Below are 12437 nucleotides of genomic sequence, written 5' to 3' on the forward strand. Positions count from 1 at the left end.
GGTCTGCGGTACGCTGTTGGCTGCGTATGTGCAGGTAGTGGAGTACGGCTTGGTATTTGAAGTGTAATGTATATTTGGTCATAAAAAAACTGCACCTTAGTGGTTGGAGGGGATGTGTCCAACTTTTGGGGTGCAGTTCATATTTTCAGACGACCTTTTTGTTATTTGGGTTGGGCAAATTCAATCATTTCGTGCAATATGAAATTCATCCGAACGCCATTGCTCTTTTGGAACCTTCCTTATCCCTTCATCAAAATGTGCTAAAATCCGCCTTTAAAAACTGCTGTTTCCTACCCATATCCCCTTCATGGACATTACTCAACAACCTTCAAACATCATCGTCGGGCTCTCCGGCGGTGTCGATTCCTCCGTAACCGCCGCCTTGCTCAAACAGCAGGGTTATCAAGTGCGCGGTGTGTTTATGCAAAACTGGGAGGACGACGACAATGACGAATATTGCAGCATCAAGCAAGACTCTTTCGATGCCATTGCCGTCGCCGACATCATCGGCATAGACATCGATATCGTCAATTTTGCCGCCCAATACAAAGACAACGTATTCGCTTATTTCCTCAAAGAATACAGCGCGGGGCGCACGCCGAATCCGGATGTTTTGTGCAACGCCGAAATCAAATTCAAATGCTTTTTGGACTATGCCATAGAGCAGGGTGCGGATACCATTGCCACCGGGCATTATGCGCGCAAAGAAGTCCGCAACGGCGTGCATTACCTGCTCAAAGGGTTGGATCAAAACAAAGACCAAAGCTATTTCCTCTACCGCCTCAAGCCTTTTCAACTCGAGCGCGCGATTTTCCCGTTGGGCGGTTTGGAAAAACCTGAAGTCCGCCGCCTTGCCACCGAATTCAATTTGCCGACCGCCGCCAAAAAAGACAGTACCGGCATCTGCTTCATCGGCGAACGTCCGTTCCGCGAGTTCCTGCAAAAATACCTGCCGACCAACAACGGCAAAATGGTAACGCCCGAAGGCAAAACCATCGGCGAACACGTCGGGCTGATGTTCTACACGCTCGGACAGCGCAAAGGATTGGGTATCGGCGGCGCGGGCGAACCGTGGTTTGTCGCCGCTAAAGATTTGACGAAAAACGAACTCATCGTCGTACAAGGTCATGACCATCCGCTGCTCTACACCCGCAGCCTCATCATGAACGATTTGAGTTTCACCCTACCCGAACGCCCGAAAGAAGGGCACTACACCTGCAAAACCCGCTACCGCATGGCGGACGCGCCTTGCGAATTGCGTTATCTGGACGATGAAACGGTCGAGCTGATGTTCGACGAACCGCAATGGGCGGTAACGCCCGGTCAATCCGCCGTGCTGTACGACGGCGATGTCTGCTTGGGCGGCGGCATTATCATGTCCACCGACAAGCCCGTCATTATTACTGCTTGATTAAAAAAGACAAAAGGTCGTCTGAAAACTACTGCGGCAGGTTTGCTCACGCCTTTTCAGACGACCTCAAGACAACCATAAAACCAACGAAACAAGACTGATTTATATGGAAAAACTCTGGCTCAACAGCTATGAACAAGGCGTCAATGCCGAAATCGACATCACGCAATACAGCTCCATCAGCGACGTATTCCGTCAAAGCGTTGAAAAATTCGCGCACCAACCCGCGTTTCAAAACATGGGTAAAACGCTCACTTACGCCGAAGTCGGCAAGCTGGCGGAAGATTTCGCCTCCTATCTGCAAAACGTCCTGAAGCTGCCGCGCGGCGAGCGCGTGGCGATTATGCTGCCCAACCTGCTGCAATACCCGATTGCGCTTTTCGGCATCCTGCAGGCGGGGCTGGTGGCGGTAAACACCAATCCGCTCTACACCCCGCGCGAGTTGGAGCATCAGTTGAAAGACAGCGGCGCGACCACCATCATCGTTTTGGAAAATTTTGCCAACACGCTGGAACTGGTGCTGTCGCGTACGCAAATCAAACACGTCATCGTCGCTTCTGTCGGAGAAATGTTCGGTTTCTTCAAAGGCACGTTGATGAATTTCGTGCTGCGCAAAATCAAAAAAATGGTGCCAGAATACCGTATCCCCGGCGCTATTCCTTTTCAGACGACTCTGAAAGAAGGGGCAGCACATACCTTCAGCCCCGTTACCCTGACCCGCGAAGATACCGCGCTGCTGCAATACACGGGCGGCACAACCGGCGTGGCAAAAGGCGCAATCCTCAGCCACGGCAACATCTGCGCCAATATGCTTCAGGCGAAAGAATGGATTAAATTCCAACTGCGCGAAGGCAAAGAAACCGTCATCGCCGCGCTGCCGCTTTACCACATCTTCGCCCTGACGGTAAACCTGATGATTTTCGCCAATACCGGTTCCAAAATCATCCTGATTACCAACCCGCGCGATATGAAGGGCTTTATCGGCGAGCTTAAAAAAGAAAGCATCAGCGTCTTCATCGGCGTGAATACCTTGTTTAACGGCATGGTCAACCAACCCGATTTCGCCACCGTCGATTTCTCCAACCTGCGCCTGACTTTGGGCGGCGGTATGGCGACTCAAAAAGCCGTCGCAGAAAAATGGAAAAAAATCACCGGCACTCCCATCGTTGAAGCCTACGGTCTGACCGAAGCCAGCCCGGGCGTGTGCTGCAACCCGCTCAATATCGAAGCATACAGCGGCGGCATCGGATTACCCGTTCCCTCCACCGAAGTCGAATTGCGCGATGCGGACGGCAAAGAAGTCGGCATCGGACAGCCGGGCGAACTTTGGGTGCGCGGTCCGCAAGTGATGCAAGGCTATTGGAACCGCCCCGAAGAAACCGCCAAAACCATAGACGCGCGCGGCTTTTTGGAAACCGGCGACATCGCCGTCATGGACGAAAAAGGCTGGTTGAAACTGGTTGACCGCAAAAAAGACATTATCGTCGTTTCCGGTTTCAACGTTTATCCGAACGAAATCGAAGAAGTCGTGTCGCACAACGATAAAGTCATGGAAGTCGCCTGTATCGGCGTGCCCAACGAAAAAACAGGCGAAGCACTCAAAGTCTTCGTCGTCAAAAAAGACCCGAGCCTGACCAAAGAAGAACTCATCGCATTCTGCCGCTCCGAGCTGACGGCTTATAAAGTGCCGAAAGACATCGAGTTCCGCGACGAGTTGCCCAAGTCCAACGTCGGCAAAATCCTGCGACGCGAACTTCGCGAACAAGCGCAAAACAAATAACACCGAAAGGTCGTCTGAAAAGCATCCCGCACCTTTCAGACGACCTTTAATCATCATGGAAACCAGCACATGACCCATACCGTCCATCTTCAATTCGAAGACATCGACAACACCGTCCTCCAACGCCTCTGCGGCGCGCTCGACGGCAACCTCGAAGCCTTGGGCAAAGCCCTCGATATCCAAATCAGCCGCCGCTTCGAACATTTCACCTTCATGGGCGAACTCGCTCACGCCGGCCGCCGTGCCTTGCTCGCGCTCGCCGAAGCCGCCGAACAAGGCGACTTGGACGACAACGCCATCCGTCTCGCCGCCGTCGAAGCCAAAACCGCCGACGACAAACACGAAGAAAAACACCACGACCAACAATATTATTTCCGCACCAAACGCGGCAGCATAGGCGGACGCACCCCGCGCCAAAACGGCTACATCCGCGCGCTGTTGAACCACGACGTTGTCTTCGGGCTGGGGCCCGCCGGTACGGGTAAAACCTATCTCGCCGTCGCCGCCGCCGTCGATGCCATGGAAAAACACCAAATCGAACGCATCGTCCTCGTCCGCCCCGCCGTCGAAGCAGGCGAAAAACTCGGCTTTCTGCCTGGCGATTTGGCGCAAAAAGTCGATCCCTACCTGCGTCCGCTCTACGACGCGCTCTACGATCTGATGGGCTTCGACCGCGTGACCAAACTGATGGAAAAAGGCTTGATCGAAATCGCCCCGCTCGCCTACATGCGCGGCCGCACGCTCAACGGCGCGTATGTGATTCTGGACGAAGCGCAAAACACCACGCCCGAGCAAATGAAAATGTTCCTGACCCGTATCGGCTTCGGCGCAAAAGCCGTCATTACCGGCGACATCAGCCAAATCGACCTCCCGCGCAACATCAAATCTGGCCTGAAAGATGCCCGCGAAAAACTGCGCGACGTGGAAGGGCTTTATTTCCACACCTTCACCAGCGAAGACGTCGTCCGTCATCCGCTAGTGCAGAAAATTGTGGAAGCGTATGAAGCGGCAGAAGAGCAAGCCGAAAGAAGCAGCGCCGCCGAACGGTAAACAAAGAGGCTAAAAAAGGTCGTCTGAAAACCGGAAACATGGTTTTCAGACGACCTTTGTAGCATTCGCGCATCCTGCCGATTTTGTTTTGATTTTAAGAAGACTTAAACCTTATCAGGCGGCAAAACGGTATCGGCTTTACCGCCCTTCTTCCCTAGCTTCGGACCACTTTGCGCACTTGGGGAATGGCGTGCAGGTTGTGAATGATTTGGTTGATTTGCGCCAAGTCCTTCACTTTGATGATGAACTTAAATTCGACAAAGCCTTCCGTACCTGCCAGCGCTTTGTTGGGCGTTTCGACGGATTCGATGTCTGCGCCGGAGTTGGAGATGGCTTGCGCCATAAGGGCGAGCAGGCCGTGGGAGTCTTCGGATTGGATGCTGAGTCCGGTGCGGTAGGTATGACTGCCTATACCTTCCCAGTTCGCGTCAAGCTGCTGCTCGGGATCGGATTTGAGCAGGGTCGGACAGGTATCGCGGTGGATAATCATGCCTTTGTCTTTGACCAAAAGGGCGCGGACGGAATCGCCCGGGACGGGGTGGCAACATTCGGCAAAATGGATGCGGCCGGTTTCTTGGTCGTTGACTTTGATGGGGCTGAGTTTGACTTCGCTGCCGAAGTGCTGCCCTGCCAGTTCGGCGATGTGCATGGCGACGTACACGGGCAGGGTATGCCCCATACCGACGTTGTAGAGGACTTCTTCAAACGAGGTTTGTTTGTCGTTGAGGTCGGCGAGGTATTTTTCTTTGAGGTCGTCTGAAAGCAATACGTCTTTGGGCAACAGGCTGGACAGGGCTTTTTGCAGGAGGTTTTCGCCGAGGACGATGGCGTCGTGGCGGTTGAGGTTTTTGACGTATTGGCGGATGGCGCTGCGCGCGCGGCTGGAAACGGTGAAATTCAGCCATGCCGGATTGGGCTTGGCGTGTTCGGATGTGATGATTTCAACGGAGTCGCCGGTTTTGAGTTTGGTGCGCAGGGGCATCATGGTGTTGTTGATGCGGGCGGCAACGGTTTTGTGGCCGATGTCGGTGTGAACGGCGTAGGCGAAGTCTATGGGCGTCGATCCTTTAGGCAGGGTAAGGATTTTGCCTTTGGGCGTCAGGATATAGACTTCGTTGGGGAACAGGTCGACTTTGACGTGTTCAAGAAATTCGATGGCGTTCGCGCTGCTGGCTTGCAAATCAAGGATGTTTTTGAGCCATTGGTTGGTATGGAGGACGGCTTGATCGACGGTGTTTTCGCCGGATTTGTATATCCAGTGACCGGCGATGCCGCCTTCGGCTACGGCATCCATTTCGCGCGTGCGGATTTGGACTTCAATGGGCAAGCCGTATGGGCCGACCAGGGTCGTGTGCAGGCTTTGGTAGCCGTTGCTTTTGGGGATGGCGATATAGTCTTTGAAGCGGCCGGGCTTGGGCTGATAGAGATTGTGCAGCGCGCCCAAAGCGACGTAACACGCGGGAATGCTGTTGACGATGACGCGGAAGCCGTAAATGTCCATGACTTCGGCAAAGCGCAATTTTTTCGCCAACATTTTTTGATGGATGCTGTACAGGTTTTTTTCCCTGCCTTTGATTTTGGCTTCGATGTTCGCACCGACCAAACGCTGGCTGAAGGCACGCAAAACTTTGCCGACGACGTCGCGGCGGTTTTTGCGGCTGTTGTCCATCGCTTTTTTAAGGGTTTCGTAGCGGTTCGGGTGGAGGTTTTGAAACGATAAATCCTGAAGCTCTTGGTAAGCGTTGTTCAAGCCGAGGCGGTTGGCGATTTGGGCGTAGATTTCGAGGGTTTCTTTGGCGATGCGCCGACGTTTGTCGGGACGCATGGAGCCGAGCGTGCGCATATTGTGCAGGCGGTCGGCGAGTTTGACGACGATCACGCGCACGTCTTTGGTCATGGCGAGGATGAGCTTGCGAAAACTTTCCGCCTGATGCTCGGCATGATCTTCAAATTTGAGTTTTTCGAGTTTGGAAAGCCCGTCCACCATCTCGGAGATGGTTTCGCCGAATTCTGCCGCCATTTCGATTTTCGATACACCTGTATCTTCGAGTACGTCGTGCATCACGCCCGCGCACAAGCCTTGAATGTCCATGTGCCACAACGCAAGCTGGGTGGCGACGGCAAGGGGGTGGGTAATGTAGGGTTCGCCGCTTTTACGGGTTTGCCCGTCATGGGCGTGAAAGGCGTAGGCGACGGCTTTTTCAAGCTCGGACTGTTCGGATGGGCTGAGATAGGAGGCGGTGCGGAACAAAAGTTCGCGGGCTTCGGCAGTCAGCGCGTCATAGGGGGCAGTGGGCTGGGGGGCGGGCATTTCAGACGGCCTTCGGTGTGTGTTTTGTTTTAAGCCGTCAGACTGTATCGGTCAGATGTGTCGCGCCGATACAATCCGCGCGGCGGTTGGGCAGATTTTGCCTGCCGGTATTATTTGTTGCGGGTCAGCAGTTCGGTACCGATTTGACCGGCGGCGATTTCGCGCAGGGCGGTCACGGTCGGTTTGTTGTTGCGGATGTCGTCAACCATAGGGGCGTTGCCGTTTTCAAGCTGGCGCGCGCGGCGGGCGGCGACAAGAGTCAGGTCGAAATGATTGGGGATTTTGCCTGTGCAGTCTTCAGTGGTGATACGGGCCATTTGTTTACTTTCTTTCTATTAATTTGTGATGGAATGTAAATGCGTATTTTCGCTGTTTTTCAGGAATTTTCCAACAGGTTTGAGATAAATCCTTGCTGGGAAGATTTTTTCAGACGACCTGCTTTGATGATGTGGAGCAAATCGGCTTCTGCCCTGTCCAAATCATCGTTGACGACGATATAGTCAAACAGGACGGATTGTTCGATTTCGTGACGCGCTTTGGAGAGGCGGGTTTGGATGACTTCCTCGCTGTCGGTGCCGCGCCCGATAAGGCGTTCGGCAAGGACTTCGAACGAAGGCGGCAGAATGAAGATGCTGCTGGCTTCAGGCAGGGACTTGCGCACCTGCGCCGCGCCTTGCACGTCGATTTCCAAAATCACATCGTAACCCTCTTCGCTAAGGGAATTGACCCCCGCGATGCTGGTTCCGTAATAATTACCGAAAACGTTTGCGTGTTCGAGGAAGGCTTTTTGTTTGATTAAAGACTCAAATTCCTCTTTGGGAACAAAATGATAATGCACGCCATGCTGTTCGCCTTCGCGCGGCTGGCGGGTGGTGTGCGATACGGAGACGCGCAAATCGGCGTTGTTTTTCAAAAGACGGGAAACCAGCGTGGTCTTGCCCGTGCCGGAAGCGGCGGAGATGATGAAAATATTGCCTTTTTTATGGGGTTTCATGATTTTGGTACCGATGGGATTATCTGTTGATTGTAGCATACGGGGCGTGTAATTTCATGTTCAGACGACCTTTCAGCCCCGATGGATTTGGCAACCGACGGTCTGACGGCTACAATATCGCGTTAAAAACTTTTCATTTGGGAACACGCAAAATGTTGGTTCATCCTGAGGCGATGGGCGTCGCCGCATTGGCGGACAAAATCCGCAAAATCGAAAACTGGCCGCAAAAAGGCATTTTATTTCACGACATTACACCGGTACTTCAAAGCGCGGAATATTTCCGCCTTTTGGTGGATTTGCTGGTCTATCGCTATATGGGTCAGAAAATCGATGTCGTGGCAGGCTTGGACGCACGCGGCTTCATCATCGGCGCGGCGCTGGCGTATCAGTTGAACGTCGGCTTCGTCCCCATCCGTAAAAAGGGCAAGCTGCCTTTTGATACGATTTCGCAAAGCTACGCGCTGGAATACGGCGAAGCGACGGTCGAAATCCACAAAGACGCGGTCAAACCCGGCGCGCGCGTGCTGCTGGTCGATGACCTGGTCGCAACCGGCGGCACTATGCTCGCAGGCGTGGAATTAATCCGCAAACTCGGCGGCGAAGTCGTTGAAGCGGCGGCGATTTTGGAATTTACGGACTTGATCGGCGGCAACAAAATCCGTGAAAACGGCGTTCCCCTGTTTACCCTGCTGCAAAACGAAGGCTGCATGTAAACTTTGCCCATGCCTCAAAGGTCGTCTGAAACAGCCATTCCGCTTTTCAGACGACCTTTTGTTGTCCCTGATTACGCGGTTAATGTAAATATCGGTTTCAGATTCGGATAATGCCACCAAATCGTTTAGAATACGGTTCTAATTGATTCTAATAAAGATACGGCAAGTAATGAACGCACAACGCATATTTTCCCTCTCGCTCAGCCTGATTGCCGCCGCGATTTTGTCGGCGTGTGCCTCCGAAAACGACACGACTTCATCCAAAGAGCCTGGCTCTTCCCTGACCGAACCCGCTTCCATCCCCGCCCGCCGCGCCGAAGGCGAATCCAAAGTATTGTCCGATTACGGTCAATATCAAGGCGCGCTGGACGCTGCCAAACGCGGCGACGATATGTGGGTGCAACAATTCTTGGCGCAAGCGGGCGACAGCGCGATGGCTGAAAACGTCCGCAACGAATGGCTCAAAAGCCTCGGCGCGCGCGGACAATGGGATGTGTTCCGCCAAGAAAACAAAAAGCTTAATGCGGCGGGCCGGGTGCAGGAAGTGCAATGTTATGCCGAATTGAGCAGCGGCAGCTACAACATGGCGGCAGAGCTTATACGCCTTACCAACAAGCTGCCTGCGGGCTGTACCCGCTTGGTCGAAAGCGCGGCATCGGCAGGTCGTCTGAACAACAACGACGCATGGCGCCGCGTGCGCGGATTGTTGAGCAACAGCCAAACCAGCGACGCACGCAGCTTGGCAGCCGCATTGGGCAGCCCGTTTGAGGGCGGCTTGCAAGGTGCGCGCGAATACAGCCTTTTGAACGTCATCGGCAAAGACGCGCGCAAATCCTCCTCCGCAGCTTCTACGCTGTCCGGCATGGAATCCGGCTTAAGCCGAGAACAAAGTAGCTTCGCATGGGGCGTATTGGGACTCTACCAAGCGCAAAATCAAAACATGCAGACCGCGTTGAGCTACTACAACCGCGTTTCCGACCGCAAACAACTGACCGACGAGCAATTCGAATGGTACGCCCGCGCCGCCCTGCGCCTGCAACGCTGGAACGAATTGTCGGGCATCATCCAACAAATGCCCGACAACCTGCAAAAAGACCCGACTTGGCAATACTGGCTGGGCCGCAGCTACGCCGCACAAGGCAACCAAAGCCGTGCTAAAGAAATGTACGAAAAAGCCGCCACAAGCGGACGCAATTTCTACGCCGTCTTAGCAGGCGAAGAACTCGGCCGCCGCGTCAATACCAAAAACAACGTTTCCGACGCCGATAAAAAAGACGTCCGCCGCATGGCAGATGACGGCGCCATCAAACGCGCGCTGGTTCTGTTTAAAAACAGCCAAAGCAGCAACGATGCCAAAATGCGCCGTCAAGCGCAGGCGGAATGGCGTTTCGCCACCCGCGACTTCAACGAGGACAACCTCCTGACTGCCGCGCAAGTCGCCTTTGAAAACCAGTTCTACGACATGGCGATCAACAGCGCCGACCGGACCGAGCGCAAACTCAACTACAACCTGCGCTACCTCTCTCCGTTTAAAGAGACCACCGTCCGCTACGCCTCGCAAGCAGGCATCGATCCTGCTTGGGTTTACGGCCTGATCCGTCAAGAAAGCCGCTTCGTCATGGGCGCGCAATCCAGCGTCGGCGCGCAAGGCCTGATGCAGGTTATGCCTGCTACCGCCCGCGAAATCGCCGGCAAAATCGGCATGAGCAGCAGCGAACTCTACACCATGGACGGCAACATCCGCATGGGTACATGGTACATGGCAGATGCCAAACGCCGCCTGCAAAACAACGAAGTGATGGCAACCGCAGGCTACAACGCCGGCCCCGGCCGCGCCCGCAACTGGCAGGCTTCTACGCCTCTGGAAGGCGCGATTTACGCCGAAACCATCCCCTTCACTGAAACCCGCGACTACGTTAAAAAAGTCATGACCAACGCGACCTACTACGCATCCCTGTTCAACGAACCGCAAACTTCGTTGAAACAGCGTATGGGAACCGTTCCGGGCCGTTATTGATTGACGCGGCTGCATACTATCGGATTGTTCGATAGGTGCGAAAGCTAAAAGGTCGTCTGAAAAACCTGAATCAGGTTTTTCAGACGACCTGTTGTATAAACCGGGTCTGACAAGGAGTTTATCGCAGGGATAGTCGGTTAGGATGAGCTACTTGCTATCCGTTGCTGTTCTTAGCCCCGATTGCGCGGGGTGATATGACTGCTTTTTGTTTCATGGGGAAATAAAGAAAACCCGCCGAATAATCGACGGGTTTTCGTATGGTGGCGGAGTAAGAGGGATTCGAACCCTCGATGCAGGTTGACCCCACATGCTTCCTTAGCAGGGAAGTGCCTTCAGCCTCTCAGCCATTACTCCTAAGGAAGTGCGTAATATACTGGTTTGACTCGGACGTGTCAAGCCAAGCCTGAGGGTATTTTTTAACCGTATGAAATCATTTGTATAAAATATAAAGAAGCGTGAAATTGTAGCCCGTATGCGGCGGCTGGTACAATTCATGCTTGCTTTCAGGATGTGATGAAAATGAATGATTTAATCGTATTGAACAAGCCTTATGGCGTGATTTGCCAGTTTTCGGTGCATGAAAAGTATGGGTGTTTGAAAGATTATGTGGCGCTGCCGGACTTTTATCCGGCGGGACGTTTGGATGCGGACAGCGAGGGTTTGCTGCTGCTGACAAACGACGGGCGTTTGCAGGCGCGGATTGCCGATCCTAAGTTCAAACTGGAGAAAACTTATTGGGCGCAGGTGGAAGGTTCGCCCGACGAAGCGAAGCTGGATATGCTGCGGCGCGGGGTGAATTTAGGAGATTTTGTCACGCGTCCGGCAAAGGTTCGCGTATTAGAGGCGGGCGAAGCGGATGTTTTGTGGCCGCGCGTGCCGCCTATCCGCGTGCGTAAGTCCGTGCCTGATTTTTGGGTGGAAATTCGGATTTCGGAAGGGAAAAACCGTCAGGTCAGGCGGATGACGGCTAAGGCAGGCTTTCCGTGTCTGCGTTTGGTCAGGGTGGCGATAGGTCGTCTGAATCTATTCGATTTGGGCTTGGCGCTTGGGCAATGGATGTTTGCACCGCATAAGCCTTGATGAATGGCTGCCTATTAAATTGATTGGCTGATAACGAAAAAGGTCGTCTGAAAACCCTGCAATACGGTTTTCAGACGACCTTTGTCATTAGAGATTAATGATGCGTATGACCGATTTGGAAGGTCATGGTGGTGTAGTTCGCCTGTTTTTGGCACACGCTTTGATCGGGGAAATCGGCTTTGTGTTCTACGCTTGCTTTCCAGAAGCCTTGACGCAGGGGAATGATGCTGACTTCGCCTTTATCATCCGTAGTATCGGAGAAGGCTTGCGCTTCGGTTTTGTGGGTTTTGCTGCGGTCGCTGGTGTCGAAACCGTCAAATGTGGCGGTAACGGTCGCGTTGGGCAACGGCTCGCCGTTGAAAAGGACGCGGACTTTGAAGCGTTCGCCGACGTGGACGTTGGCGGGGTTATCCAGCGGAACGATTTCTAAATGTTGTCCGACTTGCTTGGTGATGACGGCGGTGTCTGCACTTTCGTGTCCGACGTTGACGATGTTTTTACCGAACATTCGGGTTTGTTCACAATAGCTGGCGTCAGGCATTTCTCTGATGCTCGCCTGTTTCCAGCCTGCGCTGTTTTTAGACCAGAAAGTCGGCTGGTATTCGGCGGTAACGAGGTAGCTGCCGTCTTTGACAGGGAGTTTGCTGCGGTACTGGTAGTTGTACGTCCCTTTTTGAATCAAATTTTCTTTGCCTTTTTCGGTAATCAGCTGCATGGGTTTGCTGAAAATGTGCAGGCGGTCTTTGGCGATGGGTTCGAGTTCGGGGAACTCGCCGTAGCCCAATTCGGCTTGCAGGTATTCGCCGCCGTGCGTATGAGCGGTTTCGACCCAGACGCGGTGTGCTTGGGCGGTTGTGCTGAACAGGAGCGCGGATGCGATGAACAATGCGGTTTTTTTCATTGGGTTCTCCAAATGTATCGGGTAGAAATTTGATTGGTTATAATATAACAATTTTATTTATAACGAAACGGTTTCACAAAAAAAAGGTCGTCTGAAAACAGGATTTCTGTTTGAACTGCACCCCAAAAGTTGGACATCCCCTCCAACTCACAAGGTGCAGTTTTTTTATGAGCAAATATA

Annotated in this window: 10 protein-coding genes and 1 tRNA gene; 6 read left to right on the plus strand and 5 right to left on the minus strand. The window is 53.3% G+C overall.

Annotated elements, in window-relative coordinates:
* Positions 1-307 precede the first annotated feature (307 nt).
* From mnmA to AC5M9B_RS02520, 3 genes are all read left to right on the plus strand, one after another.
* Positions 308-1411 carry a tRNA 2-thiouridine(34) synthase MnmA gene (gene mnmA, locus AC5M9B_RS02510; RefSeq protein ID WP_487648205.1) on the plus strand — a complete coding sequence of 368 codons (1104 nt, stop codon included), beginning with the start codon at positions 308-310 and terminating at the stop codon, positions 1409-1411.
* A gap of 106 nt (positions 1412-1517) precedes the next feature.
* Entirely contained in the window at positions 1518-3191 is a 1674-nt protein-coding gene (locus AC5M9B_RS02515) for an AMP-binding protein (protein WP_487648206.1), read from the plus strand.
* A 69-nt stretch (positions 3192-3260) separates the two neighbouring features.
* A complete protein-coding gene (locus AC5M9B_RS02520) occupies positions 3261-4241 on the plus strand; it encodes a PhoH family protein (protein WP_070635909.1) in 981 nt (326 codons plus the stop codon).
* A 154-nt stretch (positions 4242-4395) separates the two neighbouring features.
* On the opposite strand, the gene AC5M9B_RS02525 is transcribed toward AC5M9B_RS02520, so the two are convergent.
* The 3 genes from AC5M9B_RS02525 to gmk all read right to left on the minus strand — a co-directional run bounded on the left by AC5M9B_RS02525 (position 4396) and on the right by gmk (position 7546).
* Positions 4396-6552, minus strand: a complete 2157-nt coding sequence (locus tag AC5M9B_RS02525) for a RelA/SpoT family protein (RefSeq protein WP_487648207.1) — start codon at positions 6550-6552, stop codon at positions 4396-4398.
* A gap of 110 nt (positions 6553-6662) precedes the next feature.
* Positions 6663-6869: a DNA-directed RNA polymerase subunit omega gene (gene rpoZ / locus AC5M9B_RS02530; RefSeq protein ID WP_003740638.1), complete on the minus strand. Its 207-nt coding sequence runs from the start codon at positions 6867-6869 to the stop codon at positions 6663-6665.
* Between the two features lie 59 nt (positions 6870-6928).
* Complete coding sequence (gene gmk, locus AC5M9B_RS02535; RefSeq protein WP_009312424.1) at positions 6929-7546, minus strand: guanylate kinase; 618 nt, start codon at positions 7544-7546, stop codon at positions 6929-6931.
* A gap of 152 nt (positions 7547-7698) precedes the next feature.
* On the opposite strand from gmk, the gene AC5M9B_RS02540 reads away from it, so the two are divergent.
* Both AC5M9B_RS02540 and AC5M9B_RS02545 read left to right on the plus strand, forming a co-directional pair.
* Positions 7699-8259 carry an adenine phosphoribosyltransferase gene (locus AC5M9B_RS02540; protein ID WP_029609623.1) on the plus strand — a complete coding sequence of 187 codons (561 nt, stop codon included), beginning with the start codon at positions 7699-7701 and terminating at the stop codon, positions 8257-8259.
* Positions 8260-8428: 169 nt separating this feature from the next.
* Positions 8429-10276 carry a lytic transglycosylase domain-containing protein gene (locus AC5M9B_RS02545; protein WP_019270212.1) on the plus strand — a complete coding sequence of 616 codons (1848 nt, stop codon included), beginning with the start codon at positions 8429-8431 and terminating at the stop codon, positions 10274-10276.
* Positions 10277-10537: 261 nt separating this feature from the next.
* Here AC5M9B_RS02545 and AC5M9B_RS02550 read toward each other — a convergent pair.
* A tRNA-Ser gene (locus tag AC5M9B_RS02550) sits at positions 10538-10630 on the minus strand.
* Between the two features lie 165 nt (positions 10631-10795).
* Here AC5M9B_RS02550 and AC5M9B_RS02555 point away from each other — a divergent pair.
* A complete protein-coding gene (locus AC5M9B_RS02555; RefSeq protein WP_487648208.1) occupies positions 10796-11356 on the plus strand; it encodes a pseudouridine synthase in 561 nt (186 codons plus the stop codon).
* A 94-nt stretch (positions 11357-11450) separates the two neighbouring features.
* Here the strand turns inward: AC5M9B_RS02555 and AC5M9B_RS02560 are convergent, their stop codons facing one another.
* The gene (locus AC5M9B_RS02560; RefSeq protein ID WP_487648209.1) at positions 11451-12257 is read right to left on the minus strand and encodes a DUF4198 domain-containing protein; all 807 of its coding nucleotides are present in this window, start codon (positions 12255-12257) and stop codon (positions 11451-11453) included.
* Between the last annotated feature and the right edge of the window lie 180 nt (positions 12258-12437).

Source organism: Neisseria flava (assembly GCF_982712965.1).

Excerpts from the sequence above, each read along its gene's own strand:
- gmk (WP_009312424.1), bottom strand. The coding sequence starts at position 7,546 with ATGAAACCCCATAAAAAAGGCAATATTTTCATCATCTCCGCCGCTTCC.
- AC5M9B_RS02555 (WP_487648208.1), top strand. The coding sequence starts at position 10,796 with ATGAATGATTTAATCGTATTGAACAAGCCTTATGGCGTGATTTGCCAG.
- AC5M9B_RS02540 (WP_029609623.1), top strand. The coding sequence starts at position 7,699 with ATGTTGGTTCATCCTGAGGCGATGGGCGTCGCCGCATTGGCGGACAAA.
- mnmA (WP_487648205.1), top strand. The coding sequence starts at position 308 with ATGGACATTACTCAACAACCTTCAAACATCATCGTCGGGCTCTCCGGC.
- AC5M9B_RS02520 (WP_070635909.1), top strand. The coding sequence starts at position 3,261 with ATGACCCATACCGTCCATCTTCAATTCGAAGACATCGACAACACCGTC.
- AC5M9B_RS02545 (WP_019270212.1), top strand. The coding sequence starts at position 8,429 with ATGAACGCACAACGCATATTTTCCCTCTCGCTCAGCCTGATTGCCGCC.
- AC5M9B_RS02515 (WP_487648206.1), top strand. The coding sequence starts at position 1,518 with ATGGAAAAACTCTGGCTCAACAGCTATGAACAAGGCGTCAATGCCGAA.
- rpoZ (WP_003740638.1), bottom strand. The coding sequence starts at position 6,869 with ATGGCCCGTATCACCACTGAAGACTGCACAGGCAAAATCCCCAATCAT.
- AC5M9B_RS02525 (WP_487648207.1), bottom strand. The coding sequence starts at position 6,552 with ATGCCCGCCCCCCAGCCCACTGCCCCCTATGACGCGCTGACTGCCGAA.
- AC5M9B_RS02560 (WP_487648209.1), bottom strand. The coding sequence starts at position 12,257 with ATGAAAAAAACCGCATTGTTCATCGCATCCGCGCTCCTGTTCAGCACA.